Genomic DNA, 26,947 nt, shown 5'->3' with positions numbered 1-26,947 from the left:
CGGTGCGGCGGGTTCCGGCCGCCCACGGACGGTCGTCATTCCCGCTCCCGTTTCCGCTTCCCGCTCCCTTCGTATCAGGAGCGGGACGCGGAAACGGGAGCGGGAACAGCTCTCTTGACGCCGATCGGCACCCGGTCGTACTCTTGAATCAATCGAAAGCAGTTTCGAGTCGCGTCTTCCCCGCGGCTCCGCCGAGGGTGGTGAACCTCCGGCGGAAGAGAACCTAGGGGAGGGGTGCGACAGGTGATCAACAGGCTTTCCGCGGTGGATTCCGGCAGTCGCGAGGAGAAGCTGGCGGAGCTGCGCAAGAGGCTCGCGGCGCTTCCGGAACGGCATCAGCCGGCCGGTTCCCGCAGGCTCGCCGCGGCATCTCCGGAGCCGGAAGCGGGCTCATCGCAGCAGTTCACGCAGGGTGTGCTCCCAGTGCATCCGGAACTGGCCCGGCTGCTCCCGGGTGGTGGGCTGCCACGCGGCAGCGTCGCCACCGTCGAGGGCGCGGCCTCGCTCGCCGTCTCCCTGGTGGCCACCGTCACCGCGGCGGGGGCGCGCGTCGCGCTGTGCGGGGTCACGGGCTTCGGCATGGCCGCGGCACTCGAACAGGGGGCCGATATCGAGCGCATCGCGCTCATCGAAGGCCCGCTGGCCGATCCGGTCTCCGTGGCCTCCGTGCTGCTCGACGGTGCCGATGTGGTGCTCTGCGGGCTCGGCGGCATCGCCGTCCCGCCCAGCCGCGGCCGGGCGATCACGGCGCGGGCCCGCTCCAAGGGTGCGGTCCTGCTCGTGACGGGCGGCCGCTGGGAGGGCGCCGCCCTGCACCTCGGCGCCCGCGTGCAGGGCTACGCCGGGCCGGGCGGCCAACCGGGCCGGGGGCGCATCCGCGGCATCGACCTCGCCTTCTCGGCACGCGGCCGCGGCTGCCTGAACCCGTACCGCGGCCTGTCGGAACCGCGTGCGGCGGTGGCGCGATGAGCGAACGCGAACAGCGGATACTGGCGTTGTGGTGCCCGGACTGGCCGGCCGCGGCCGCCGCGGCCGATGTCGATCTACCGCCCGATCACCCCGTGGCGGTCCTGCACGGCAACCGGGTGATCGCGTGCAACGCCGCCGCCCGTGCGGACGGGGTGCGGCGCGGTATGAAACGCCGGGACTCGCAGGCGCGCTGCCCGGACCTGCACGTGACGGCGGCGGACCCGGGGCGCGATGCGCGGCTCTTCGAACCGGTGGCGGGTGCGGTAGCCGCGCTGATTCCGCTCATCGAGGTGCTGCGTCCCGGGTTGATCGTGATCCCGGCCCGCGGCGCCGCCCGCTTCTTCGGCGGTGAGGAGCAGGCGGCGGAGAAGCTGGTGGACGCCGCCTCCTCGGTGGGCGCCGAGTCCCTCGCCGGGGTCGCCGATGAGGTCTTCACCGCGGCGCTGGCCGCCCGCACCGGGGTGATCGTCCCGCCCGGAGGCTCGGCGGAGTTCTTGTCCCCGTTGGCCATCGCCCAGCTCGGTGCCGAGCCCGCGCTGTCCGCGGAGGACCGCACCGAGCTGATCGACCTGCTGCGCCGGTTGGGTGTGCGTACCCTCGGCGCCTTCGCCGCGCTCTCCACCTCGGACGTGGCCACCCGCTTCGGTGTGGACGCGATCGCCGCGCACCGTCAGGCCCGGGCTGTCGCCGATCGGCCGCCGTCCACCGCGCCCCTGCCGCCGGGCCTCGAGGCGGAACTGCAGCCCGATCCGCCGATCGACCGGGTCGACGCCGCGGCCTTCGCCGGCCGCGCGCTGGCGGCCGAACTGCACCGGAAGCTGTCCGCAGCCGGGGTGGCCTGCCTGCGGCTGGAGGTCTCGGCCGTCGCCGAGAACGGGGAGCGGCACACCCGCATCTGGCGCTGCGCGCAGCCGCTGACTCCCGACGGCACGGCCGACCGGGTGCGCTGGCAGATCGACGGCTGGCTCACCGGTGGCCGCGGCCGCTCGGGCGGCCCGGGCGCACCGATCACGCTGCTGCGGCTGGAACCGGTCGAGGTGGTCGATGCCGGGGCGCTGCAGGCCGGCATGTGGGGCGACGAGGGCGACGGTGCCGCCCGCTTCCGCCGGGCACTGGTGCGGGTGCAGGGACTCCTCGGCGGGGAGGCCGTGCGGGTGGGGACGCGCAGCGGCGGCCGCGGTCCCGCCGAACAGGTCACCTGGACTCCGCTGGGCGACGAGGCGGTGCCCGCCCGGGACCCCGCGGCGCCCTGGCCGGGCCGCATGCCGGAGCCGGCACCCGCGGTGCTGCTGTCCGGGGCCGCGGTCGCGGTGACCGATGCGGCGGGCTCCCCGGTGCGAGTCACCGAGCGGGGCGCCTTCACCGCCGAACCCACCCATCTGACCTGGGGCAGCCGCGGGTGGACACTGCGCTGGTGGGCCGGGCCGTGGCTGGTGGACGAGCGGTGGTGGGAGCCCGGCGCCGGAACCCTGCGCGCCCGCGCCCAGGTGCTGCTGGAGCCGGCCCCGAACAGGGACGACGGCCGCGCCCTACTGCTGCGCTACGCCGACGGCTGGGAGGTGGAAGGAGTGTACGAGTAGAGCTAGCTCGAACTGCCGGAGATCGATACCGACAGCCACGGATTGGTATCGGTGGAACGGTCGATCGCGAAACGTCGCCGGCCGGACTTGCTGCGCTTCCCCGGCTGGTCCGTCGCCTCGGCCTGGGTCTCGTTATCGGAGTGCGACTGTGCCGCAACGCCTGCCAATGTCGCATCAGCCGGCGGTGCCACGCGCCGGGAACCGGTCGGCAGCTCGTCGGCCTGCGCCTGATCGATCGTGAGGATGTCGCCCGATGTGGTCGCCGCCGCGAGTGCGGGGAGGGGGAGGCCGCGGGGCGTGGTGTCGGGTGCGGTCTCGGCACCGCCCGGATCGGCCGCCTCCGGTTCTCCGGCGGCAACGTCGTTGAGAGCGCCGTCGTTGAGAGCGCCGTCGGTGGGTGCCGCGTCGGTCAGGGTCTCGTCGGCTGCGGCGCGGCGGGCCAGACGGTGCGACAGGGCGAGCGAGAGCAGGTAGGTCAGGATGCCGGCGATGCCACCGACGATGAGCGCCCACGCCAGGGGCCGGGCGGTGCCCGGGTCCGGAGCGGGGGCGGGAGCGTCGGTCACCGACCGCAGGCGGGTCTGGGTGAGGGCGAGCTGCCCGTCGATCGCGCCGAGTGCGGTCTTGAGCTGGCCGACGCCCGTGGTGAGGTTCGCGACCGACTCGTTGACGTCCTTGCGGGCGCTCGCCAGTTTGCCGAGACCGTCGCGCAGTTGCCGTGCCGCGCTGCGCGCCGAGGCCAGCGACGAGTCCGCGTTGGCGGACGCACTCGACAGGCTGGCCGACATCGAGGAGAGCGTGCCGCGCAGCCCGGCCACATCGTTGAGGGCGCCCACGCCCTGGGAACTGCTCAGCGCGCGGTCGAGCTGCGCCACTGCGCCGGCCGAGCCGGGCGACGGGTTCTCCACCAGCCGCTGCCGCAGCACCACCAGCGTGCCCCGGGTGCCGGCCGCCACCTGCTGCAGGCCCTGCGTGCGATCGAGAGCGCCGCCCAGCGCCACGGACGCGCGGCTCACCTGGTTCAGGGCCACCGACAGCGACGATGCCTCGTCGAGCCCCGTCACCAGCTGGTCGGCGCCCTGCTTCGCGGTGTCGATGCTGTCGAAGATCTGCGGTACCGCGCCCGCCGAGGTGTTCAGTCCCGCACTCGCGGAGGTGAGGCCGTTGGACACGAGGCCGAACAAGGCCCGTGACTCGTCGGCCGCCTTGAGTGCCACCCGCGTGTTCTCGGCGTTGACCCGTTCCTGCTCCGGCGCGGGAGGCTTGGTGCCCGCGGCCACGAGGAAGGCGGTGCCGCCGGCGACGAGCGCCACCATGACGGCGAGGAGCGCGGTGCCGGTGAGGGCCCAGGCCGAACGAGCCGCAGCGCGAAGCGCGCGGGTCCAGGTCGAGGTCATGACCTCAACCTTAACCTGAAGTGGAGGGTTTAGCGAAAGATTAATCCGGGTAGACTTTTTGGAGACCGAATCTGCGCTCGCCGAAGGAACTCAGGATCCGGGGCGGTTCACCGTGCCCATGAGGAGGGAGAGCCCGGTGGCCGTGTCCACCACCGCGTAGGCGAACGCACGATCCGCGACGAAGGGCGCGGGACCGGGCGGCGGATCGAGTGCGGCGGATGCCGCAGCCGAGTCCGACGCCGTTCCCTTCTCGCCCACGGTCAGCACCGCGGCCGCGCGGGCATCGGTGAGTGTGGGCGCACCGTCGGCGATCCCGGTCAGTCCGTGCCCGCCCGGGAGAACCCCGGTCACGCCCAGCGCGCGCAGCGGCTCGGCCAGGCCCGTCCACGACGTGCTGCGCCACTTGGGCAGCGAGACCTCGTGCGCCGCCACAGGCGCCGCGGCCAGCGCCAGGCGCGCCGCGGTGAACCGCGATTCGGCGGTGACATCGGCGAGCGGGACGCCGGGGTTGGGCAGCAGGATCTGCAACGCCAGCGTGCCCACGCCGTAATCGAGTTGCAGTGCGGTGAAGCCGTCGCCACCCGCGACCCGGGCGGGAACGGTCCCCCGCATGGTGGGCGGTTCGACCACACCGCCGTCGACCGGGGTGAAGGGGCGCGGCCGGGTGTTCGCCGCATCGAACGGATACCGCCACGCCACCGCGAGGTAGGCGGTGGTGGCCGCAGCGAGCCGGGTGTCGTGATCGGTGCGCAGCGGCGACGAGGTCAGCGTGCTGCCCGTGTTCACCGCCACCCACTCGCCCAGGGGCGCCCCCACTCCACGGTCGAAGTCGACGGGGTACACACCCGTCCCGTAGTTCGTGGCGAGGGCCTCCAGGTACGACTCGCGCACTGCGGGTTCCTTCGCCGCCAGCAGTGCCACCTGCGATTGGAACAGGGGTGCGGCCGGGGGCGATCCCGCCGGCACGGTTCCCGGGTCGCCCGCCCACTGCGCGGTCTGCCCCGTGAGGGCCGCCATCGCGCGGGGCAGATCCCGTGCCGCACCCAGGCCCGCCGCATCGAGCTGGGCCGCCGTCGCACCGTCGGCTCCGGCGCGGAGCATCCCCAGCAGGGACAGCGCCGACCACGGGGAGACCGCGGTGGCGCTCGCGCGGGGATCGGGTTCCGCGAGCCGGGCGCCGATCCGGGTGGCCGCGTCCACCAGCGCGGCCACGTCGGTACGGGCGTCGTCGATGCCCACCTGGTTGAAGGCCGCCGTCGAGCGATCCAGGGCGAGCGGACCGGGCTCCGGCTGCGCGCCGCTGCACGCCGTGAGGGTGCCCGCCGCGAGCAGCGCGATCGCGGCCCGTCGGATCTGCATGCGCCCATCGTATCGACGGAGCGCCGCCGGGCCCCGGCCGCGGCACCGCGTGGTGCTCACCCGTCGTGCCCGAGCAGCCTCCGCCCGTTGTGCCACAGCACCTTGCGCATCCACTCGTCGCCGAGGTCGAGGCGCGCGAGACCGAACAGCTGATGCGCGTACTGATAGGGGATGTTCGGGAAGTCGCTGCCCAGCACCACGCGATCGGCGAGCCCGGCGAGCCGCTCCCGGTAGCCCGGCGGCATCGGCGCGAGTTCCTCCGTGAAGTCCGTCGCCGCCATCGTGGTGTCGAGGTGGACGTTCGGGAAGCGTTCGGCGAGATCGGCGAACTGGTCGTACTCCGGCATGCCGAGATGGGCGATCACCAGCGTCAGCTGCGGATGCCGGCGCAGTGTCTCGGCGACGTGAGCCGGCCCGGTGTAGGGACCCTCCAACGGACCGGACCCGGCGTGGATCACCACGGGCACCCCGGCGTCCGCGAGGGCGTCCCAGGCCGGATCGAGCAGCGGATCGTCGGGAGCGAAGACCCCCACCTGGACGTGCATCTTGAACAGTCGGGCACCGTCGGCCAGCGCGGCGGCCACGTAATCGCCCACTCCCGGTTCGGGATACAGGGTGGCGCAGTGGATCCCATCGGGAACCCGGCGGGCGAAATCGGCGCACCAGGCGTTGAGCCACTGCGCCATCCCGGGCTTGTGCGGGTAGCACAGCGCGGGGATCTCACGCACTCCCATGCCGCGGATCAGGTCGAGCCGGGTGTCCTCGTCGAACCGGTACGTGACCGGCCACTCCCGGCCGTACTCGACATCGGCGCGGTCGAAGAAGTCCCAGACCTTCGCCAGCATGGGCTCAGGGAGGAAATGCACATGGACATCGGCGAGGCCGGGGAGGCCGAGCGCCTCCAGGTACGCCGGGATCTCGGCGTCGGTCCGGGGTCCGGGGGTGGTCTGAGAGCCGCTCACCGATGCCAACTTACCGACCGGTCCGAACCGCTGTCCGGCGAATCCGCTCGCGGCGATCGGGCGATCAGCGCCGTCGAATCGATGCTCGTTTCCGGCCCGCGGCGGCGTATACAGTGGGGTCACGCGTCATTCGAGAAGCGCGGTGACGCCGATCATTCATGGGGGTGAATCATCGTGGGCCCGACCGACGACGTGCGATGGCTGTCCGACGCCGAGATGTCGGCGTGGCTTCCGCTGATCAACATCGCGATGCAGTTGCCGGCGAAGCTGGACACCCAGCTGCGGACCGACTCCGGTCTCACGCACTACGAGTTCATGGTGATGGCGCAGCTCTCCCAGGCGCCGGGGCGGCGGATGGGCCTGTCCGCGCTGGCCGAGGCCGCCAACTCCTCGCCGTCGCGGCTGTCGCACGTCCTGCGCAAGCTCGGGGAGTCGGGCTGGCTGGTGCGGCACGCGGCCGGCCGGTCGGCCTCCGCGGAACTGACCGACGCCGGTTTCGCGGTTCTCGACTCCGCGGCCCGCACGCACGTCGCGGAGGTGCGGCGCCGCGTCTTCGACGACCTCGACCCGGGTGATGTGGATGCCCTTGCCCGGATTCTGCCCAAGGTCAGCGCTGCCCTGGTCGATCGGCCGGAGAGCTCAGGCGACAGCGGCGATCCCGCGCAACAGTAGATCGCGCGGCGCACGCAATCTGCTGGTCAGCGCGGTGTAGCGCATCGCCCGTGACAGCAGCATCGTCCGTTGGCCGGCGAGCCTGCGGGCGCGTTCGTAGCCGGCCAGGGCCGCCGACGCGTCGCCGGAGAAGGTGTCGGCCGCACCGAGCGCATCGGCGAGGGCGGCGGCGTCGAGCAGCGTCTCGCACGCGCCGCGGCCGAGGTTCGGCGCCATCGCGTGGGCGGCGTCGCCGATCAGCGCCACGTTGTCACGGACGATCCGGGGCAGCCGGGGCAGATCGCGGGAGCGGTAGTGCAGCGCCGACTCGACCTCGATGCCCTCGATCGTCTCGATCACGCGGGGGTCCCAGCCGCGGTACGCCGCACGGAGGAAGCCGCGCGGGTCTGCGTCCGGATCGGGACACGCCGCCGGTATCGCCGCCGGATCGAACTCGGCGTACCAGTTGATGAAGCCGCCGTCGCGCGGTGTGACGCCGAACAGTCTTCCGGGGCCCCAGTATTCGGTGAAGACGTCGGTGCTGCCGGGGCATCTGCCGATGAGCACGTCCACGCCCAGCGGGCGCGGCTCCACCACGTGTCCGAGCACGTGCGTGCGGGTGATGCTGTTGATCCCGTCGGCGCCCACGATCACGTCGTGATCGAGCCCGTCGAGATCGGTGCGGCGCTCGCCGAACCGGACGGCCGGGGCGGCCGCGGCGAGGGATTCCAGCAGCCGCGGACGGGAGATGATCACGGTGGCGCCCTTCGCTTCGACCCGGGAACCGAGGCGGTGCCCCTCCGCGCTGCGGATCTCGGCGAACCGCTGGTCGATGCCGATCTCCCGCACGCGCTCCCCGGCGCCCGCCCGGTCCAGGACGGCGAGCGCCTCGGGCCACATCCCCAGTGCGGTCCCGGTACCGGGCAGTGACGGTGCCCGCTCGAAGACCTGCACCTCCCAGCCCTGCTCGGTCAGGAGTGCCGCGGTGGCGAGTCCGCCGATGCCGCCGCCGATGATCGCTGCTGTTGCCATGAATCCAACGTACTACAAATGTAGTGGCGGTACTGTCGGACCGCATGGGACGACGGGAAGAGGTGCTCGACGCGGCGATCGAGGTGGTGGGCACCCGCGGGTTGCGAGGCCTCACGCATCGCGCCGTCGACGGTGCCGCCGCTGTGCCGGCGGGCACCACGTCGAACCATTTCCGGTCGCGAGCTGCGCTGGTACGCGGGATCGTCGACCGGATGGTCGAGCAGGACCTTGCCTTCTGGGAGGGCTTCGACGGAGGCGTCGATCTCCCGGTCGAGGAGGTGACCGAGCGCCTCGTCGACTACGTGCGGTGGTCGGTCGGGCCCGGCCGGGTGCGCGGCGTCGCGCGCCTGAACCTGTTCGCGGCGGCGGCCGTCGACCCGGAACTGCAGGAGCCGCTCCGCCGCGGGCGCGCCGCCGTCGAGGCGGTGGGGATGGCGATCGGCGCGAGCCTGGGGCTCGACGGTGCCGCCTCGGCGCTGGTGATGGATGCGACCGACGCGGTGGTCATCCGGCAACTGGCGCTGCCGGCGGAGGATTTCGATCCGCAGCCGCCGCTGGCCCGGCTCATCGCCTCCCTGCGCGCATAGCGGGCCGGTCCCGGTTGCTGGGGATCTCGTAGATCAACTCCAGCCCGTCGTCCTCGTCGATCTGCGAGCCCACCTGGGCGAACCCGTACTGGGCGATCAGTGCCGACGATGCCGTGTTGTCCGGTGCCACGGTGGCGCGCACCGTCCGGACCGACGGTTCCCGGGCCGCCCGGTCGAGAAGGAATTCGAGGGCGCCGCGGGCGTATCCGCGGCGGCGGTACTCCTCGTCGACGGCGTATCCGATCTCCACGGTGCCCGCGGCGTTCGGCGGCGCGTGGTAGCCGGCGCGCCCCACCACGAGGCCCAGATCGCCGTCCACGATCGCCCCGGTGATCCAGTCCGCGCTGGCCGGGTCGTCACTGATCTGGCGGTCGCGTAACCGCCACAGGCGCACCGACTCCGGTGTGATGAACGAGGACGGAAGGTGATGCTCGCTGAACCGGTTCGCGCGCCGCAGATCACCCGCGGCGAGCGCCGATACCGTGCGGGGGTCGAGTTGTTCGACCAGGACGGCCGCGAGCGGTTCAGCGCGGCGCATACATGATCACCGCCACGCCGACGAGCGCGATCAGGGCGCCCGTCACGTCCCAGCGGTCGGGGCGGAAGCCGTCCACCGCCATCGCCCACAGGAGTGAACCGGCGATGAAGACGCCGCCGTAGGCCGCCAGGATCCGGCCGAAGTCCGCGTCCGGCTGCTGCGCCGCGACCACCCCGTACAGGCCGAGCGCGATCACGCCCGCGCCGATCCACAGCCACCCGCGGTGTTCCCGGATGCCCTGCCACACCAGCCATGCGCCGCCGATCTCGAACAGCGCGGCCACTCCGAACAGCAGGATCGACTTGGTCACCGTCACGGGGTCCACTCTAGGTGGGGAGCCCCTCGCGAGCGACGTTCGATACGAAGTATGAAATCGAACGTGTGAGCGTATGCTGAAGGGGTGGGTTGGAGTAACGGGCCCAGCTGGGCGGAGATGGAGCGGGTGCTCTCGGGGCGCGCGCCGGCGCGGCGGGAGGAGCCCCCGGGCGACGGTGGTGATTCGCCGGCCTGGTCGCGCAAGCGTGAGTCCTACGTGCCGGGCGAGCGGGGGCCCGGTGTCTCCCGGGTGCCCTACGCCGAGCTGCACGCCCACACCGCGTTCAGCTTCCTCGACGGCGCCGCGCAGCCCGAGGAGATGGTGGAGCAGGCGCACGCCCTGGGGCTGAAGGCCCTCGCCGTCACCGATCACAACGGCTTCTACGGGGTGGTCCGGTTCGCCGAGGCGGCGCTCGGCCTGGGCGTGCCCACGGTCTTCGGGGCGGAACTCTCGCTTCAGCACGATGCGGAGCGCACCGGCGCGGAAGACCCGGACGGCGAACACCTGCTGGTCCTCGCGCGCGGGCAGGAGGGCTACCGCCGCCTGTCCCGCGCCATGGCGCAGGCGCACATGGAGGCGGGGGAGAAGGGGCTGCTGCGCTTCCATCCGGACCGCCTGGCCGAGTGGTCCGGCGGGCACTGGCACATCCTCACCGGCTGCCGCAAGGGTGCGGTCCGGCGCGGGCTCGACGCCGCGGGGCCCGACGGTGCGGCGGCCGCCCTGGCGCAGCTCCTCGACCGGTTCGGTCCCGACCGGGTCAGCATGGAACTCACGGTGCACGGCGTCCCCGAGGATGATGAGCGCAACCACCTCCTCGCCGGGGTCGCCGCCAGGATGGGGGTGGGCACCGTCGCCACCACGGGTGCGCACTTCGCCCGTCCGGACCAGCGCCGCCTCGCGGCCACCCTGGCCGCGATCCGCGCCCGGCGCAGCCTCGATGAGCTCGACGGCTGGCTGCCCGCGGCCGGGGGTGCGCATCTGCGTTCGGGCGACGAGATGGCGCTGCTGCTGCCGGAGCATCCGGGCGCGATCGCGGGCGCCGTGGAACTGGCGGCCGAATGCGCCTTCAACCTCAGGCTGATCGCGCCGAACCTGCCGCCCTTCGACGTTCCCTCCGGCCACACCGAGGCCACCTGGCTGCGCGAGCTCACCCGCCGCGGAGCGCTCGGCCGATACGGTCCCCCGGAGTCGAATCCACAGGCGTACCGGCAGATCGAGCACGAGCTGAACGTGATCGAGGCCCTCACCTTCCCGGGCTACTTCCTCATCGTGCACGACATCGTGAGCTTCTGCCGCGATGCCGACATCCTGTGCCAGGGCCGTGGCAGCGCCGCCAACTCCGCCGTGTGCTTCGCGCTCGGGATCACCGCGGTCGATCCGGTCCGTAACGAGCTGCTGTTCGAGCGTTTCCTCGCCCCGGAACGCGACGGTCCACCCGATATCGATATCGACATCGAGTCCGACCGTCGCGAGGAGGCGATCCAGTTCGTCTACCGCAAGTACGGCCGCGCGTACGCCGCGCAGGTGGCCAACGTGATCACCTACCGCGGACGGTCCGCGGTGCGCGACACCGCCCGCGCCCTCGGCTATTCCCAAGGGCAGCAGGACGCCTGGAGTAAACAGGTCTCCAGCTACGGCTGGCGCAACGACCCGGTGCCCGACGGGGTGCCCGGCCGCGTGATCGATCTGGCCACGCAGATCGCCGATCTGCCGCGGCACCTCGGAATCCACTCCGGCGGCATGGTGATCTGCGACCGCCCCATCGCCGATGTCTGCCCCACCGAATGGGCCCGCATGGAGAACCGCAGCGTGCTGCAGTGGGACAAGGACGACTGCGCCGCCGCGGGGCTGGTGAAGTTCGACCTGCTCGGTCTCGGCATGCTCAGCGCCCTGCACTACGCGCAGGATCTGCTCAAGCAGCACAAGGGGATCGCCGTCGATTTCGCCGAGCTCGACCTCACCGACGACACGGTCTACGCGATGCTGCGCCGCGCCGATTCCGTGGGCGTCTTCCAGGTGGAGTCCCGGGCCCAGATGGCCACCCTCCCGCGGCTCAAACCGGAGAACTTCTACGACCTGGTGGTGGAGGTCGCGTTGATCCGGCCCGGCCCCATCCAGGGCGGTTCGGTGCACCCGTACATCCGCCGCCGCAACGGGAAGGAGGAGCCGCACGTGGAGCATCCGTCGATGTGGAAGACGCTCAGGCGCACGCTGGGTGTGCCGCTGTTCCAGGAGCAGCTCATGCAGCTCGCGGTGGACGTCGCCGATTTCACCCCGGCCGAGGCGGATCAGCTGCGCCGCGCCATGGGGTCGAAGCGGTCCACGGAGAAGATGGAACAACTGCGGGACCGGTTCTACGCGGGGGCGAAGCGGCTGCACGGCATCGAGGGAGAACTGGCCGACCGCATCTTCGAGAAGCTCGCGGCTTTCGCGAACTTCGGTTTCCCCGAGAGTCATTCGCAATCGTTCGCCTCGCTGGTCTTCTACTCCTCGTGGTTCAAGTGCTATCACCCGGCGGCCTTCTGCGCCGCCCTGCTGCGGGCGCAGCCCATGGGCTTCTACTCCCCGCAGTCCCTGGTGGCCGATGCGCGGCGGCACGGGGTCACCGTGCACGGTCCGGACGTGAACATCAGCCTGCCCTGGGCGAACCTGGAGAACGCCGGACTGGAGGTGCGGCTGGGTCTGGCCGCGATCCGCACCATCGGCGACGAACTGGCCGAGCGGATCGTCGCCGAGCGGGACGCGCACGGTGCCTACACGCGGCTCACCGATCTCACCTCCCGGGTGGAACTCACCGTGGCACAGGCCGAGGCGCTCGCCACCTCGGGGGCGCTCGACTGCTTCGGCCGCGACCGCAGGCAGGCGCTGTGGGAGGCCGGGGCGGCGGCGCGTGAGCGACCGGACCGTCTGCCGGGCACCGCGACCGCGGGCGCCCCGCCCGCCCTGCCCGGCATGAGCGAGACCGAACTCGCCGCCGCAGACGTCTGGGCCACCTCGGTCACCGTCGGGAAGTACCCCACGGAGTTCCTGCGCCCGAAGCTCGACGAGCTCGGGGTGATCACGGCCGATCGCCTGCTCTCCCTGCCCGACGGTGACCGGGTCCTGGTGGGTGGCGCCGTGACGCACCGGCAGCGCCCCGCCACCGCGGGCGGCGTCACGTTCATCAATCTGGAGGACGAGACGGGCATGGTGAACGTGGTGTGTAGTCAGGGTCTGTGGGCGCGTTACCGGCGGCTGGCGCAATCCGCGCCCGCGCTGCTGATCCGCGGCAAGCTGCAGAACGCCGAGGGCGCGGTCACCGTGGTCGCGGATCGGCTGCAACGCATGGACCTGACGGTGCCCTCGCGTTCGCGCGACTGGCAGTAGGCGTCACAAGGTCCGCTTGTGGGTATCTCGACACCGCGAGTACATAGGTATGGCGAACCTGAGTACGGTGGGAGGCACCCGACGATTGGAGTGAACATGTCAGACGTCACCGTCCCCGAACCTGTCGCGACGTTCATCGCCGCCGTCAACGCCGGCGACGAGCAGGGCTTCTTGAACGCCTTCACCGACACCGGATTCGTCGACGACTGGGGTCGGGTCTTCCCCGACCGGGCCGCGATCAAGAAGTGGAGCGACGGGGAGTTCCTCGGTGCCAAGGGCGTCCTGACACCCGAAAAGGTGACCGTGGACGGATCCACCATCGTGGTGATCGGCGACTGGCGCAGCACCCACGCGAACGGGCTCAGCGAGTTCACCTTCGCCGTGGACGGCGACAAGATCGCCTCCATGACGATCCGCGAGGGGTGACCGCGCTCGACCCGCGGGACATCGAGCGCGAACCGGATCGCACCACGGCGCGCGAACTGCGCGAGGTCCTCGAGGACCTGCGCCGTCGCGAGCCGATCTTCCATCGCCCGGAGTGGGGAACCACCCGGGAGGATTTCCTCGCCCTCACCGCCCCCGACTTCTGGGAGGTGGGCGCGTCCGGGAAGCGGTACAGCAGGGACTACGTGTGGTCGGTGCTCGAACAGCGATACGCAGATCCGGCGCTCGACGAATGGGAGACCAGCGACTTCCAGGTGCGCGCCACCGGTGCCTCGACCTACCTGCTCACCTACACCCTGATCCAGGGCGACCGGGTCACCCGCCGCCTCACCGTGTGGAAGCGCCGCGAGAACCGGTGGTCGGTGCTGTTCCACCAGGGCACACCCGTCGCCGCCGACTGAATCAACCGCGATAGCGGCGGAGGGCGTTCTCACGGTCGATCATTCGAGCCGATTCGCGGCTTCCGGTGTACACCTGCGGGTATCGCGCCGCCCGCCACTCCGGCCGCCGAGCGGACCGATTCCCCGGGCCGCCGCCGTCGAGCAGCATCAGCACGGCGTGCACGAGGACATAGCGTAGAAGAGACAGGACGTAGCGGGGGACCGCTGCGTACAGCGGCCGCCGTGGCAGCCCTGTCACGCGGAGCCCGTCTCGCGGTGTGCCGGTGCTGCGGCGGAGAGCACGTCCATCGCCGCAGCCCGGCCGAGCTCGACCGCGCGCGAGATGACCGCACCGTCGCGGGACAGGCGCCCCACCTCCGGGCCGCCAGCGGGTGACCAGATCTGCAGCACGGCGTGCTCGGCGATCCGGGCCGCCGGAGCATCGAAACCACTGGGTGCCGCGCGGAAGCGGCGCCGCGCGGCGAAATAGGCGTCCAGGATCAGTGTCTCGCCCCGCGAGGCGCGGGGCGGTGCGGACTCGGGAACCGTCCGCAGCATCACCAGATGCGTGGCGCCCTGCGCGAGCGGCGTCGCGAACGGCACCTTCTCGGCCAGGCCACCGTCGAACCACTCCCGCCCACCGAGCCGCACCGGCGGACCGGCGAGCAACGGCAGCGCAGTGGTCGCCCGCAGAGCGGACCGCAACGACGCGTGGTCGGTGATCAGCGGGGCGAGATCGGCCGCCTGTCGGGTGGCGGCATCCACGGCGAGTGGGTGCAGGGTGATCGGATTCGCCAGGATCGCATCGAAGTTCATCGGCGTCACCGCCGAGTACACCCGCTCCACCAGGTGCCGGGTGTCCACCACGACGCCACCGCGCAGCACGCGGCGCGGGTGCACCACCCGCTCGGCCAGCACATCGTCCCACCCCCACGAAGGCAACCAGGCCGAGCCTTCGCCGGACAGCAACCACGCCGCATTGAGCCCGCCGCCGGACGTGCCGTACACCGCATCGAAGGCGGGGAGCAGACCCAGCTCCTCCACGGCCATCGCCATTCCCGCCGAGTACGCCGAGCGCGAGCCGCCCCCCTCGATCGACAGCGCGATCCGCAGCCCGTCGGACCGTTCTCCGGGCCGGCTGCCCTCCGCGATGCGCCTGCTCAACGCGGTGATGACTGAGCTCACCGAACCGGAATCCCATAGCCCACGACACCGGCCGTGTCGGCGTGATCGAAGGTCAGCGCCGTGATCCCGCCCGGCTGGTTACCGCCGACGGTGGTGACCACGCCATCGGCCACCGCCACCACGAAGTTGGTGTGCTGCCCGAACCGATGCTCCGGTGCGTAGAGAACGACGTCGCCGACCGCGGGCACGTAGCCCGCGGGACGGAATCTCCCCTCGCGCTGGAAGTACTCCGTCAGCGTGTACACGCCGGGGATCCTCCACGTGCCCGAATTCGGGTTGCGCACCGCGAGACCGGAATCGCGCAGCACCGTCGAGACGAAATCGGCGCACCACGGCTCGACCACGCCCTCGGAGAAATCGGTGCCCGGCCGGTTCTGCGCGAACTCGCGGCGGAGGTTGTCGACGATCCGCACCCGTTCGGGCGCCAGCCCGTCCGTCTGCACCACGGGGAACACCCGCGGCCGCAGCTCGGCGGGCAGGTGGCGGGTGAGCGGGGTCTCGCGCACCGTCGACAGCCAGAGCACACCACACGCCAGCAGCACGAGGGCCAACGCCGCCGAAGCGGCGCCGATACCGATTCTCCGCATCCCCATGCGACCACGTTACCGACATCGGGACCTGAGACGATGTGCGCATGAGCCCGCGCATCGTCACGTGCACGATCAAACCCGGGAGCCGTCGTGGCCCCGCGGTCGAGATCGCCGACGACGGTGCGCTCACCCTCATCGTCCGGGAGCCCGCCACCGAGAACCGCGCCAATCAGGCCGCCGTCCGGCTGCTCGCCGATCACCTCGGGGTGCCGAAATCGCGGATCCGGCTGGTGGCCGGACACACCAGCCGTACCAAGCGCTTCGCCGTGGACGACTGAACCACGACGCGGTCAGCCCTCGATCACGGCCACCAGATCGCCGCCGTCCACCTGGGTGGGTCCGGCGAGCGCGACCCGGGAGACGGTGCCGGCCACCGGCGCGGTGATCGCCGCCTCCATCTTCATCGCCTCGATGGTGGCGATCTGATCGCCCACCGCCACCGTCGATCCGGCGTGCACCGTGGGCGTCACCACCCCGGCGAACGGGGCGGCCACGTGGCCGGGGTTCGCCTTGTCGGCGCGCTCCGCGGCGGGCACATCGGCCTGGACCGCACGGTCGCGCACGGCGACGGTGCGCAGCTGTCCGTTGAGCGTGCACACCAGCGTGCGATTGCCGTGCTCATCGGGTTCGCCCACGCCGTCGAGCTTGATCAGCAGTTCCTTGCCGGTCGCGAGCTGCACCCGGTGCTCCTCGCCCTGCCGCAGCCCGTACAGGAACTGGTTGGTGGAGAGCTTGGAGACATCGCCGAATTCCCCCAGATGTTCGGTGAATTCGCGCATCGGCCCGGGGAACAGCAGGCGGCTCAGTGCCGCTCGCCGCTGCTCGGACGAACCGGCGAGCTCGGTCGCCTCGGCCTCGGGCACTTCCGTGACGGGCGTCGCCTCCGCGCGCCCCTGCAGGGCGCGGCTGCGCAGCGGCTCCGGCCACCCGCCGGGCGGCGTGCCGAGCTCACCGCGCAGGAACCCGATCACGGAGTCGGGGATGTCGTAGCGCGCCGGATCGGCGGCGAACTCCTCGGCGGAGACGCCCGTGCCCACCAGGGCCAGGGCGAGGTCGCCCACCACCTTCGACGACGGTGTGACCTTCACCAGGCGGCCCAGCATGCGGTCGGCGGCGGCGTAGGCGTTCTCGATGTCCTCGAAGCGTTCCGCGAGTCCCAGGGCTCCCGCCTGCTGCCGCAGGTTCGACAGCTGACCGCCGGGGATCTCGTGGTGGTAGACGCGACCCGTCGGGGCCTTGAGTCCCGATTCGAAGGGTGCGTAGGCGCCGCGGACGGCCTCCCAGTAGGGCTCGAGCGCGCAGACCGCGGCGAGATCGATGCCGGTGTCGCGCTCGGTGTGCGCGGTGGCGGCCACGATCGACGACAGCGAGGGCTGACTCGTGGTGCCCGACAACGGCGCCGCGGCACCGTCGACGGCATCGGCCCCCGCGTTCCACGCCGCCAGGTAGGTGGCGAGCTGTCCGCCCGGGGTGTCGTGCGTGTGCACGTGCACCGGCAGGTCGAACTCGCCGCGCAATGCGCGCACCAGTCTGTCCGCCGCGGCGGGGCGCAACAGCCCGGCCATGTCCTTGATCGCGAGGACGTGGGCGCCGGCCCGGACGATCTTCTCCGCGACGCCCAGGTAGTAGTCCAGCGTGTACAGGGTCTCGGCGGGATCGGCGAGGTCGCCGGTGTAGGAGAGCGCCCCCTCGGCGACGGCGGTGCCCGTGGCGAGCACGGCCTCGATGGCGGGCCGCATCTGCTCGACGTCGTTGAGGGCGTCGAAGATCCGGAAGATGTCCACGCCGGTCGCCGCAGCTTCGGCCACGAAGGAATCGGTCACCTGCTGCGGATACGGCGTGTAGCCCACCGTGTTCCGGCCGCGGAGCAGCATCTGCAGGCAGATGTTCGGCATCGCCTCGCGGAGAGTCGCGAGCCGCTCCCACGGATCCTCGTGCAGGAAGCGCAGCGCCACATCGTAAGTCGCGCCGCCCCAGGCCTCCACCGACAGCAGCTGTGGCGTGAGGCGCGCCTCGTAGGGCGCGATCGTGGCGAGGGCGGAGGTGCGCACGCGGGTCGCGAGGAGCGACTGGTGGGCGTCGCGGAAGGTGGTGTCGGTGACCGCGAGTGCCGTCTGTGCGCGCAAGTCGGCGGCGAATCCCGCCGGGCCGAGGGCGGTGAGACGCTGTTTGGAGCCGTCCGGTGCGGGCGCCGACATATCCACGGGCGGGAGCTTGTCGGTGGCGTACACCTTCGTCGGGCGCACGCCGTGCGGCTTGTTGACGGTGACATCGGCCAGATACCGCAGGATCTTGCTCGCGGTATCGGAGGAACCGCGGGCGGTGAGCAGTTCGGGCCGCTGCTCGATGAAGGACGTGGTCACCTTCCCGGCCACGAAGTCGGGATCGGCGAGCACGGCCTGCAGATAGGGGATGTTGGTGGCCACGCCGCGGATCCGGAACTCCGCGAGTGCGCGGCGGGCACGCACGATCGCCGTCTGCCGGTCGCGACCGCGCGTGGTGAGCTTGACCAGCATCGAATCGAAGTGCGGGCTGATCTCCGCGCCCACCGAAGTGCCGCCGTCGAGCCGGATACCGGCGCCGCCCGGGGTGCGGTACGCGGTGACGCGGCCGGTGTCCGGACGGAATCCGTCGGTGGGGTCCTCAGTGGTGATGCGGCACTGCAACGCCGTGCCGTTGAGCCGGATCGCGTCCTGGGTGAGTCCGAGCTCCGGGAGCGTGGCTCCCGCGGCGATGCGCAGCTGCGCCGCCACGAGGTCGACGTCGGTGACCTCCTCGGTCACGGTGTGTTCCACCTGGATCCGCGGGTTCATCTCGATGAAGACGTGGCGGCCCTGCGGATCGACGAGGAATTCGACGGTGCCCGCGCAGCTGTAGCCGATGGACGTCGCGAAATTGACCGCATCCGTGCAGAGCCGCTCGCGCAGCTCGTCCGAGATGTTCGGCGCCGGCGCCATCTCGATCACCTTCTGGTGCCGGCGCTGCAAGGAACAGTCCCGCTCGAACAGGTGGATCACGTTGCCCGCGGTATCGGCCAGGATCTGCACCTCGATATGGCGCGGATCGATCACCGCCTCCTCGAGGAAGACGGTGGGATCGCCGAAGGCGGATTCCGCTTCCCGCGAGGCGACCTCGATCGCGTCACGCAGATCGTCGAGCTCGGCAACCCGGCGCATGCCGCGGCCGCCACCGCCGGCGACCGCCTTGACGAAGACGGGGAAGTGCATGTCCTGCGCGGCAGCGAGCAACTCGTCCACATCCGCCGACGGCGCGGACGAGGTGAGTACCGGCAGGCCGGCCGCCCGCGCCGCGGCGATCGCGCGGGCCTTGTTGCCGGTGAGTTCGAGGACCTCCTTCGGCGGGCCCACGAAGGTGATCTCCGCCTCGGCGCAGGCGCCGGCCAGCTCCGGGTTCTCGGAGAGGAATCCGTAGCCCGGGTACACGGCGTCGGCGCCGGCGTGCTTGGCGATCCGGATGATCTCGTCGACGCTCAGGTAGGCGCGGACCGGATGGCCCTCCGTACCGATCTGGTACGCCTCGTCGGCCTTCTGCCGGTGCGGGGAGTTGCGATCCTCGTACGGGTACACCGCCACGGTCTTGGCGCCGCTCTCGACGGCGGCGCGGAATCCGCGGATCGCGATCTCGCCGCGGTTGGCCACCAGGACCTTGTCGAACATCGTCACGGCCGGGCCGTCGGTGGCTGTCACTGGGGTGCTCCCGTCGTTGTGCGGTGGGGTCGATGCCGGTGCCACGGAGTTCGCTGCGCCGCCATGCCGAGTCTCGCGCGTAGTAGGCGAGAGACCCGATCAATGTTATCCCGCCGATCGTGGATTGCTGGGCCGATCCCGCATTTGCTGGTCGCAAAGAATGCCCTGGCTAGCTAAACATCCGATGAATAATGATGGCGACCGGTTGCTTCGGATCCGCGGTCGGGCGCGTGACCAGCGCAGGGGCGGGGATCGGTTAGGCCACCACCGGGCGCTGCGGGACGCCGACGTACTCGGAGAGCGGACGAATCAGCGCATTGGCCGCGGTCTGCTCGATGATGTGCGCGGTCCACCCGGTGATCCGCGCCATCACGAAGATGGGCGTGAAGACCTCGGTCTCGAAGCCGAGCAGGTGATAGGCCGGACCGGTGGGGAAGTCGAGGTTGGGCTTGATCCCGGTGGCCTCGTCCATGGTGTGCTCCAGGACGTCGTACATCCGCACCCAGACGGCGCCGTCGGTGCGCTCGGCGATCTGATGGAGCGCCGCCTTCATGGTGGGGACCCGCGAGTCGCCGTTCTTGTAGACGCGGTGCCCGAAGCCCATCACCTTCTCCTTGCGGGCGAGCTTGCCCCGCAGCCAGGCCTCGGCACGGGCGGGATCGCCGATCTCCGTCATATCGTGCATGACCGCCTCGTTGGCCCCGCCGTGGAGCTTGCCCTTGAGGGCCCCGATCGCCGCGGTGACGGCGCTGTAGATGTCCGAGGTCGTGGAGGTGACCACGCGGGCCGCGAAGGTCGAGGCGTTGAAGCTGTGCTCCGCGTACAGGATCAGCGAGACCTCGAAGGCCCGCACCAGCTCGGGTGCCGGAACCTCGCCGAAGCTCATCCGCAGGAAGTTCGCGGCGAAGCCGAGCGACGGGTCCGGTGCGATCGGCGGCAGCCCGCGCCGGCGCCGCAGATCCGCGGCCACGATCGTGGGCAGCACCGCCATCATCCGCAGCGCCTTGTCGTGGTTGGCCTCGGGTCGGGTGTCGTCCTCGAAGGGATCTTCGGCGCCGAGGTAGCTGACCGCGGTGCGCACCACGTCCATCGGGTGGCAGGTGGCGGGATGCCCGGCGATCAGTTCGAGCAGCGAGCGATCCGCCACCCGCGCTGCGCGCTCGGCGGACTCGAACCGGGCGAGCGTCTCCTCGTCCGGGAGTTCGCCGTTCCACAGCAGGAAGGCCACTTCCTCGAAGCTGCACTTGGCCGCGAGGTCCTGGACGGCATAGCCCCGGTAGGTCAGGGAGTTGGTCTCGGGCACCACCTTCGAAACGGCGGTGGTGTCCACCACCACACCGGCGAGGCCCTTGAAGATCGTGGCGGGATCGGTCATCGCTGACTCCTGGAGAGGGTGAAATTGAAGATGCCGGAATCGAAATCGTTGTAGCGCTCGTACTGGAGCAACTCGTAGAGCCGGCTGCGGTGCTGCATCCGGTCCAGCAGGTCCTTCTGGGTGCCGGTGGTGGCGATGGCCCGCAGGCCCTCCTCGGCGGCGAACATCGCGAGCCGCAGCGTGGTCACGGGATAGATCACCGCGTTGTAGCCGATCGATTCCAGGGTCTGTGCGTCGATGAGATCCGACTTGCCGAACTCAGTCATGTTCGCCAGCAGCGGGGCGTCCACCGCGGCGCGGAAGCGCTCGAAATCCGATGGGGTGTACAGGGCTTCGGTGAAGATGAGGTCCGCCCCGGCATCGGCGTAGGCCCGAGCCCGCCCGATCGCCGCGTCGATTCCCTCGATGCCCGCGGCATCGGTCCGTGCGCAGATCACGAGGTCCGGATCGCGCCGGGCGGCCACGGCGGCCCGGATCCGGCGCACCGCCTCCTCGGTGGGCACCACGGCCTTGCCGTCGAGATGTCCGCAGCGCTTCGGGTTCACCTGGTCCTCCAGATGGAGCCCGGCCAATCCCGCATCCTCCAGCACGGTCACGGTGCGCGCCGCACTCATCGGTTCGCCGAAGCCGGTGTCGGCGTCGACGAGGGTGGGCAGGTCCGTGACCCGCGCGATCTGCTGCGCCCGGGTGGCCACCTCGGTCAGAGTGGTCAGCCCGATATCCGGCAGCGCGAGATCGGCGGCGACCACCGCGCCGGAGACGTACACGCCCTCGAACCCGATCTCCTGGATGAGCTTGGCGGTGAGCGGATTGAAGGCGCCCGGCATGCGGACGATCCGATCCGAGGCCAGTCCGGCGCGCAGTGCCCTGCGCTTGTCGTTCGCCGACGGAGCCGCCGCCAACAGGCCCGAGATGTCCGTGCTCACCGGAACAGCCCACCGGGAAGCTGCGGAGCGCGGGCAAGCACCTCGTCGGTCACGGTGAACGTGAGCAGATCCAGTTCTCCGGCCCCGAGGCTCGCGGTGGCCTGCGCCGCCTCCAGGAAGCGGTCCTGTTCGTCCTTCTCGATCACCCCGTCGGCGAGGATCCGGAACTTCTCGATGTACTGCTCGCGGGCGAAGGGCCTGGCGCCCAAGGGGTGCGCATCGGCTACGGCCAGCTCGTCCACGATGACCTCGCCGGACGTGAGGGTGACCTCGGCGCGAGCGCCGAAGGCCTTCTCGGCCGGGTCCGTCGAGTGGTATCGCCGCGTCCATTCGGGATCCTCGGCCGTGGAGATCCGGCGCCACAGCTCCACCGTGTCGGGCCGCTGGGCCCGCTCCGGCGCGTACGACCGCTCGTGGTGCCAGCCGCCGTCCTGCAAGGCGACCGCGAAGATGTACATCACCGAGTGGTCGAGGGTTTCGCGGGAAGCGCGTGGATCGAACTTCTGTGGATCGTTCGAGCCGGTGCCGATCACGTAGTGCGTGTGATGGCTGGTGTGCAGCACGATCTTCTCGATCTGCGTGAGGTCGCCGATCCGCTCGCGCATCCGGCGTGCGAGGTCGATCGGCGCCTGGCTCTGGTACTCGGCCGAATGCTCCTTGGTGTACGAGTCGAGGATCGCCCGCTTCGCCTCGCCGGGAGCGGGGAGCGGCACCTCGTACTGCGCCTCCGGACCGCCCAGCAGCCAGGCGATCACGCCGTCCTCGCCCTCCCAGATCGGCGACGGTGCGCCCTCGCCCCGCATCGCACGATCGACGGCCTCGACCGCCATCTTCCCGGCGAAGGCCGGCGCGTAGGCCTTCCACGAGGAGATCTCACCCTTGCGGGACTGGCGTGTGGCCGTGGTGGTGTGCAGCGCCTGCCCGATCGCCTGATAGATCGTCTCGGCGGGCAGGTGCAGCAGGGTACCGATCCCGGCCGCGGCGGACGGGCCGAGGTGCGCCACGTGGTCGATCTTGTGTTCGTGCAGGCAGATCGCACGCGCCAGATCGATCTGGATCTCGTAGCCGGTGGCGAGACCGCGGATCAGATCGGCGCCGTTCGCTCCGGTGTGCTGCGCGACCGCGAGGATCGGCGGAATGTTGTCCCCGGGGTGGCTGTACTCCGCGGCCAGGAAGGTGTCGTGGAAGTCGAGCTCGCGCACCGCGGTGCCGTTCGCCCACGCCGCCCACTCCGGCGAGAACCGGCCGGGCACACCGAACACCGTCGAACCCGGCGCGTACGGGTGCGCCACCGCCTGGGCCCGCGCGTTCGCGACGGGCCTGCGCGCCAGCGAAGCCGCCGCGACCGCGGCGTTGTCGATGATCCGATTGATCACCATCGCCGCGGTGTCCTCCGGCACGGCCACCGGATCGGCGGCCACCTGCGCAACCTTCCAGGCGAGGTGCTCCTCGCGGGGGAAGGTCTCGGCCGAGCGGTGGGTGCGCACGGAGTGGGTCTGCACGGTTGGCTCCTCTTCACGAACGGGGCGGTTCCTTCACACGCTATGCACGACGCCCAGCGCGCGAAAGATGTTGCAGATGTGTATCTGTGCGAACCGCACCGACGAAGTTTGCGAAAGTGGCGAAAGCCGGTGGTGCTAGATTCCGACCATGCAGAGGCTGTACGTGGGTCCGCGCCTCAAGCGCCTGCGGGACGAGCGGGGCCTCACCCAGACGGCCCTCGCGAAGGCGCTGGGGCTGTCGGTCAGCTACATCAACCAGCTGGAGAACGATCAGCGGCCGCTGTCGGTCCCCGTGTTGATGCGGCTCAACACCACCTTCGACCTCGATATGGCCTTCTTCGCCGCCGAATCGGACGCCCGGCTGGTCGCCGACCTGCAGGATGCGCTCGTCGAGAACGGCGAGGCGGGCGACGTGGGGCCCGCCGAGCTCGACGATCTGGTGGCCCGGTCCCCGGCGGTGGCGCGTGCGATGGTCGCGATGCACCGGCAGCTCCGGGGCGCGACCGAGCAGGTGGAGCGGCTCTCGACGGGCGCCTCCCCGGGAGGTGCCGGGGGAGCGGTGTCGACGCCCTACGAGGACGTGCGCGACTTCTTCTACGACCACCGCAACCACATCCCGGTGTTGGACATCGCCGCCGAAGAGCTCTTCGACAGCCGCGGGCTCACCGTGGGCGGCCTGGACCTGCAACTGGCGCGGCTCCTGCGCGACGAGCACGGCGTCACCGTCCGGATCGGGGAGGGCGAGCCCGACCGGCCCGGCCCGCGTCGCAGTTTCGACGCGGAATCCGGCGTGCTGACCCTCGCGCGCCGGCTCGATCATGGGCAGCGCGCCTTCCAGATCGCCACGCAACTCGCCTTCCTCACGCAGGCGGACGCGATGGAGGGCGTGATCGGCGAGGCCGGGTCCCTGCCGACGCACTCGCGGGCGCTGGCGCGGGTTGGACTCGCGAACTACTTCGCCGGGGCGCTGGTCCTGCCCTACGAGCGGTTCCTGCGCGCCGCAGAGGAGCTCCGCTACGACGTGGACCTGCTGGGCGCCCGATTCGAGGTGGGTTTCGAGACGGTGTGCCACCGGCTCTCCACCCTGCAGCGTCCCGGCCGCCGCGGTGTCCCGTTCTTCCTCGTGCGCACCGACCGGGCCGGCAACATCTCGAAGCGGCAGTCGGCCACCGCTTTCCACTTCTCCCGCGTGGGCGGGAGCTGCCCGCTGTGGGTGGTGCACGACGCCTTCGCCACGCCCGGGCGGATCCGCACGCAGGTCGCCCAGATGCCCGACGGCCGCAGCTATCTCTGGGTGGCGCGCACCACCTCGGACGCCGGGGCCGGTTACCTCGGTCAGGGGCGCGACTTCGCGGTGGGACTCGGCTGCGATCTGGCGCACGCCCACCGCCTGGTGTACTCCCGCGGGCTCGCGCTCGACGACCCGGAATCGTTCACGCCGATCGGTGCGGGGTGCAAGGTGTGCGACCGTCCGCGCTGTGCGCAGCGCGCCTTTCCTCAGCTGGGCAGACCGATCGCGGTGGACCCGAATCGGGCGGAACCGATCCCGTACACCTTTGCAGGCGCAGCGGCCGACGACGGGGCATGATTAGCTAGCTCCGATACGGGACAGTGAACCAGGAGGTCGCATGAGCAAGGTCGACGAGTCGCCCGACGAGCCGAGCGGGTCCCGCTCGGCAGAGCAGGCCGCAGCCGACGCTCCGAAGGTGGTCGCAGCACCCCAGGTCGGCAAGCACGAGGCCACGGAGGCGACACCCGCCGATACCGCGCCCGCGACCACCGACGACGCGACTCCCGCGGCCTCCGACGACGCGACTCCCGCGGCCTCCGACGATGCGGCGCCCGCGGCCTCCGACGATGCGGCGCCCGCGCCGGCGACCGCGGTCGCCGCGAAGGAGGGGAACCTCCTCACCCGCTTCGGTGCCTGGTGGACCGGCCGTTACACCTTCACGGGAACCGCGGTCGGCCTCGTCTTCATCTGGTTCTCCCTGACCCCGTCGCTGCTGCCCCGCGGCCCCCTCTTCCAGAGCCTGGTGAGCGGCGGTTCCGGCGCGATCGGCTACGGCCTCGGCGTCTTCGCGGTGTGGCTGGTGCGATTCATGCGGTCGCAGGACAGCAGCCCCAAGCCTCCCGCCCGCTACTGGCCCGTGCTGATCGGCGTGGGCGTGGTCGGCACCATCGGCATGGTGATCTGGTTCGACCGCTGGCAGGACGAACTGCGCGACATGATGGCCACCGAGCACCTGGTGCCGATCGACTACGTCGAGATCGCCGTGCTGTCGGTGGTGATGCTCTACATCCTGGTCGAGTTCGGCAAGGCCATCCGGTGGGTGGTCCGGTGGCTCATCCGTCAGCTCGAGAAGGTCTCGCCGCCGCGGGTCTCCGCCGTGGTCGCCGTCGCCCTGGTCCTGCTGCTCTCGGTGGGCATCATCAACGGCGTGGTCGTGCGCGGCGCGATGGACGCGATGAACACCACCTTCTCGAAGGTCAACCGGGAGGGCGGCAACGACCGGCCCGAGCCGACCAGCCCGCTGCGCTCCGGCGGACCGGGATCGCTCGTCAGCTGGGCCTCGCTGGGCAAGCAGGGCCGGATCTTCGTCTCCAACGCCCAGACGGTGGAGCACCTCACCGCGTTCAACGGGACCCCGGCGATGGAGCCGATCCGCACCTACTCGGGTCTCGGTTCCATCGATGCCTCGGACCCGAACCGGTACAAGGTGATCGCCGAGAAGGCCGCCGCCGAGCTCGAGCGCACGGGCGGCCTGCAGCGCAAGATCGTCGCCGTCGCCACGACCACCGGCACCGGCTGGGTCAACGAGGCCGAGGCCGGCGCACTGGAGTACATGTACAACGGCGACTCGGCCATCGTGAGCATGCAGTACTCGTTCCTGCCGAGCTGGCTGTCGTTCCTGGTCGATAAGCAGAACGCGCTCCAGGCCGGACAGGCCCTGTTCGAGGCCGTCGATAAGAAGGTCAAGTCGCTGCCCGAGGGCCAGCGGCCGAAGCTCGTGATCTTCGGTGAGAGCCTGGGCTCGTTCGGTGGCGAGGCTCCCTTCCTCTCGCCCAACAACATCCTGGCGCGGACCGACGGTGCGCTGTTCTCGGGTCCCACGTTCAACAACGAGATGTGGGTGCAGATGACCCGGCAGCGCGACGCCGGCTCGCCCGAGTGGCTCCCGGTGTACCAGCAGGGCGCGAACATCCGCTTCGCCGCGAACGCCGAGGACCTCACCAAGCCCGAGCAGCCGTGGAGCTACCCGCGCGTGGTGTACCTGCAGCACGCGTCCGACCCGATCGGACGGTGGAAGCCCGAACTCGCCTTCAGCAAGCCGGACTGGCTCCGGGAGAAGCGCGGCAACGACGTGCTCTCGTCGGTGTCGTGGGTGCCGATCGTGACCTTCCTCCAGGTCTCGGCCGATATGGCGGTGGCGGTGAACGTGCCCGACGGCCACGGCCACAGCTACGTCAAGGCGGCCGCGGACGCCTGGGCGGCGATCCTGGAACCGCCCGGCTGGAACGCCGAGAAGACGGCGCGGCTGCGCCCGATCCTCAACAGCCAGACCGGCTACAACGAGCCGAAGGAGTAGTCAGACGCCGCCGTCGAATCCCTGCTGGCGCCAAGCCTCGTAGGCGACCACGGCGGCGGCGTTCGACAGGTTCAGCGAACGCCGCGAGGGCAGCATCGGGATCCGCACCGACTCGGTGACGTGCGGATCGCCGAGCACCTCGGGCGGCAGGCCCGTGGGCTCGGGCCCGAACAGCAGGACATCGCCCGGCGCGTACTCGATCTGGTGATGGAATCGCTGCGCGTGGGCGGTGAAGGCGAAGACGCGCTCGGGACGCAGGGCGGTCCACGCGGCGGCGAGATCGGCGTGCACCCGTACGTGCGCGAGGTCGTGGTAGTCGAGTCCCGCGCGCCGGAGCTTGGGCTCGGAGAGGTCGAAGCCCAGCGGCTCGACGAGATGCAATTCGCACCCGGTCACCGCCGCGAGCCGGATCGCGTTGCCGGTGTTGGGCGCGATCCGGGGTTCGAAGAACAGAATGCGGAACACGGATGACGATCCTGTCACCCGTGTTCCGC

At 71.0% G+C, this 26,947-nt stretch carries 23 protein-coding genes; 10 read left to right on the top strand and 13 right to left on the bottom strand.

Annotated elements, in window-relative coordinates; translation table 11 throughout:
* Positions 1-243: 243 nt before the first annotated feature.
* Together ABD108_RS03395 and ABD108_RS03390 are read left to right on the top strand one after the other, a co-directional pair.
* A complete protein-coding gene (locus tag ABD108_RS03395; protein ID WP_343929330.1) occupies positions 244-969 on the top strand; it encodes a hypothetical protein in 726 nt (241 codons plus the stop codon).
* Positions 966-2,549: a DNA polymerase Y family protein gene (locus ABD108_RS03390; protein ID WP_343929328.1), complete on the top strand. Its 1,584-nt coding sequence runs from the start codon at positions 966-968 to the stop codon at positions 2,547-2,549. The genes ABD108_RS03395 and ABD108_RS03390 overlap by 4 nt, the downstream gene beginning before the upstream one ends.
* A 2-nt stretch (positions 2,550-2,551) precedes the next feature.
* Here the strand turns inward: ABD108_RS03390 and ABD108_RS03385 are convergent, their stop codons facing one another.
* The 3 genes from ABD108_RS03385 to ABD108_RS03375 form a co-directional block, all read right to left on the bottom strand.
* Entirely contained in the window at positions 2,552-3,946 is a 1,395-nt protein-coding gene (locus ABD108_RS03385; protein WP_343929326.1) for a hypothetical protein, read from the bottom strand.
* A 90-nt stretch (positions 3,947-4,036) separates the two neighbouring features.
* Positions 4,037-5,305 carry a serpin family protein gene (locus ABD108_RS03380; protein WP_305110021.1) on the bottom strand — a complete coding sequence of 423 codons (1,269 nt, stop codon included), beginning with the start codon at positions 5,303-5,305 and terminating at the stop codon, positions 4,037-4,039.
* A 56-nt stretch (positions 5,306-5,361) separates the two neighbouring features.
* Positions 5,362-6,267: an amidohydrolase family protein gene (locus ABD108_RS03375; RefSeq protein ID WP_343929324.1), complete on the bottom strand. Its 906-nt coding sequence runs from the start codon at positions 6,265-6,267 to the stop codon at positions 5,362-5,364.
* A 174-nt stretch (positions 6,268-6,441) separates the two neighbouring features.
* On the opposite strand from ABD108_RS03375, the gene ABD108_RS03370 reads away from it, so the two are divergent.
* Complete coding sequence (locus ABD108_RS03370) at positions 6,442-6,939, top strand: MarR family winged helix-turn-helix transcriptional regulator (RefSeq protein WP_220656379.1); 498 nt, start codon at positions 6,442-6,444, stop codon at positions 6,937-6,939.
* Here ABD108_RS03370 and ABD108_RS03365 read toward each other — a convergent pair.
* Positions 6,907-7,950, bottom strand: coding sequence for an FAD-dependent oxidoreductase (locus ABD108_RS03365; RefSeq protein WP_343929322.1), 1,044 nt, complete (start codon positions 7,948-7,950; stop codon positions 6,907-6,909). The genes ABD108_RS03370 and ABD108_RS03365 overlap by 33 nt on opposite strands.
* 44 nt (positions 7,951-7,994) lie before the next feature.
* On the opposite strand from ABD108_RS03365, the gene ABD108_RS03360 reads away from it, so the two are divergent.
* Positions 7,995-8,537: a TetR/AcrR family transcriptional regulator gene (locus ABD108_RS03360; RefSeq protein WP_343929320.1), complete on the top strand. Its 543-nt coding sequence runs from the start codon at positions 7,995-7,997 to the stop codon at positions 8,535-8,537.
* Here the strand turns inward: ABD108_RS03360 and ABD108_RS03355 are convergent.
* Together ABD108_RS03355 and ABD108_RS03350 are read right to left on the bottom strand one after the other, a co-directional pair.
* Positions 8,515-9,075 (bottom strand): GNAT family N-acetyltransferase, encoded by a 561-nt coding sequence (locus ABD108_RS03355; protein ID WP_343929318.1) that lies wholly within the window; start codon positions 9,073-9,075, stop codon positions 8,515-8,517. The two genes, ABD108_RS03360 and ABD108_RS03355, sit on opposite strands and share 23 nt — an antisense overlap.
* Entirely contained in the window at positions 9,062-9,391 is a 330-nt protein-coding gene (locus ABD108_RS03350; protein ID WP_220656375.1) for a YnfA family protein, read from the bottom strand. Before ABD108_RS03350 ends, ABD108_RS03355 begins: the two co-directional genes overlap by 14 nt.
* 84 nt (positions 9,392-9,475) lie before the next feature.
* Between ABD108_RS03350 and ABD108_RS03345 the strand changes: the two genes are divergently transcribed.
* The 3 genes from ABD108_RS03345 to ABD108_RS03335 all read left to right on the top strand — a co-directional run bounded on the left by ABD108_RS03345 (position 9,476) and on the right by ABD108_RS03335 (position 13,602).
* A complete protein-coding gene (locus ABD108_RS03345; RefSeq protein ID WP_343929316.1) occupies positions 9,476-12,757 on the top strand; it encodes an error-prone DNA polymerase in 3,282 nt (1,093 codons plus the stop codon).
* Positions 12,758-12,853: 96 nt separating this feature from the next.
* Positions 12,854-13,183, top strand: a complete 330-nt coding sequence (locus ABD108_RS03340; RefSeq protein WP_343929314.1) for a nuclear transport factor 2-like protein — start codon at positions 12,854-12,856, stop codon at positions 13,181-13,183.
* Entirely contained in the window at positions 13,180-13,602 is a 423-nt protein-coding gene (locus ABD108_RS03335) for a nuclear transport factor 2 family protein (protein WP_343929312.1), read from the top strand. The genes ABD108_RS03340 and ABD108_RS03335 overlap by 4 nt, the downstream gene beginning before the upstream one ends.
* A gap of 234 nt (positions 13,603-13,836) precedes the next feature.
* On the opposite strand, the gene ABD108_RS03330 is transcribed toward ABD108_RS03335, so the two are convergent.
* Together ABD108_RS03330 and ABD108_RS03325 are read right to left on the bottom strand one after the other, a co-directional pair.
* A complete protein-coding gene (locus tag ABD108_RS03330) occupies positions 13,837-14,766 on the bottom strand; it encodes a patatin-like phospholipase family protein (protein WP_343929310.1) in 930 nt (309 codons plus the stop codon).
* The gene (locus ABD108_RS03325) at positions 14,763-15,359 is read right to left on the bottom strand and encodes a CHAP domain-containing protein (RefSeq protein WP_220656370.1); all 597 of its coding nucleotides are present in this window, start codon (positions 15,357-15,359) and stop codon (positions 14,763-14,765) included. The genes ABD108_RS03330 and ABD108_RS03325 overlap by 4 nt, the downstream gene beginning before the upstream one ends.
* A gap of 41 nt (positions 15,360-15,400) precedes the next feature.
* Between ABD108_RS03325 and ABD108_RS03320 the strand changes: the two genes are divergently transcribed.
* Positions 15,401-15,634, top strand: a complete 234-nt coding sequence (locus ABD108_RS03320; protein WP_220656369.1) for a DUF167 domain-containing protein — start codon at positions 15,401-15,403, stop codon at positions 15,632-15,634.
* 12 nt (positions 15,635-15,646) lie between these two features.
* Here the strand turns inward: ABD108_RS03320 and ABD108_RS03315 are convergent, their stop codons facing one another.
* The 4 genes from ABD108_RS03315 to prpD all read right to left on the bottom strand — a co-directional run bounded on the left by ABD108_RS03315 (position 15,647) and on the right by prpD (position 22,866).
* Positions 15,647-19,033, bottom strand: a complete 3,387-nt coding sequence (locus tag ABD108_RS03315) for a pyruvate carboxylase (RefSeq protein ID WP_343929695.1) — start codon at positions 19,031-19,033, stop codon at positions 15,647-15,649.
* Between the two features lie 286 nt (positions 19,034-19,319).
* A complete protein-coding gene (locus tag ABD108_RS03310) occupies positions 19,320-20,438 on the bottom strand; it encodes a bifunctional 2-methylcitrate synthase/citrate synthase (RefSeq protein ID WP_343929308.1) in 1,119 nt (372 codons plus the stop codon).
* Entirely contained in the window at positions 20,435-21,352 is a 918-nt protein-coding gene (gene prpB / locus ABD108_RS03305; RefSeq protein ID WP_343929693.1) for a methylisocitrate lyase, read from the bottom strand. Before prpB ends, ABD108_RS03310 begins: the two co-directional genes overlap by 4 nt.
* A gap of 8 nt (positions 21,353-21,360) precedes the next feature.
* Positions 21,361-22,866, bottom strand: coding sequence for a 2-methylcitrate dehydratase PrpD (gene prpD / locus ABD108_RS03300; RefSeq protein ID WP_343929306.1), 1,506 nt, complete (start codon positions 22,864-22,866; stop codon positions 21,361-21,363).
* 148 nt (positions 22,867-23,014) lie between these two features.
* Between prpD and ABD108_RS03295 the strand changes: the two genes are divergently transcribed.
* Together ABD108_RS03295 and ABD108_RS03290 are read left to right on the top strand one after the other, a co-directional pair.
* The gene (locus tag ABD108_RS03295; RefSeq protein ID WP_343929304.1) at positions 23,015-24,454 is read left to right on the top strand and encodes a short-chain fatty acyl-CoA regulator family protein; all 1,440 of its coding nucleotides are present in this window, start codon (positions 23,015-23,017) and stop codon (positions 24,452-24,454) included.
* 40 nt (positions 24,455-24,494) lie between these two features.
* Positions 24,495-26,453, top strand: a complete 1,959-nt coding sequence (locus ABD108_RS03290; RefSeq protein ID WP_425579758.1) for an alpha/beta hydrolase — start codon at positions 24,495-24,497, stop codon at positions 26,451-26,453.
* Here ABD108_RS03290 and ABD108_RS03285 read toward each other — a convergent pair whose 3' ends face one another.
* Positions 26,454-26,918, bottom strand: coding sequence for a tRNA (cytidine(34)-2'-O)-methyltransferase (locus ABD108_RS03285; protein ID WP_220656365.1), 465 nt, complete (start codon positions 26,916-26,918; stop codon positions 26,454-26,456).
* Between the last annotated feature and the right edge of the window lie 29 nt (positions 26,919-26,947).

The sequence above is a fragment of the Tsukamurella strandjordii genome (genome assembly GCF_039525985.1).
Taxonomy (GTDB): domain Bacteria; phylum Actinomycetota; class Actinomycetes; order Mycobacteriales; family Mycobacteriaceae; genus Tsukamurella; species Tsukamurella strandjordii.
Note: the sequence above shows the minus strand (reverse complement) of the source record. Positions and strands in the feature narration are given on the sequence as shown.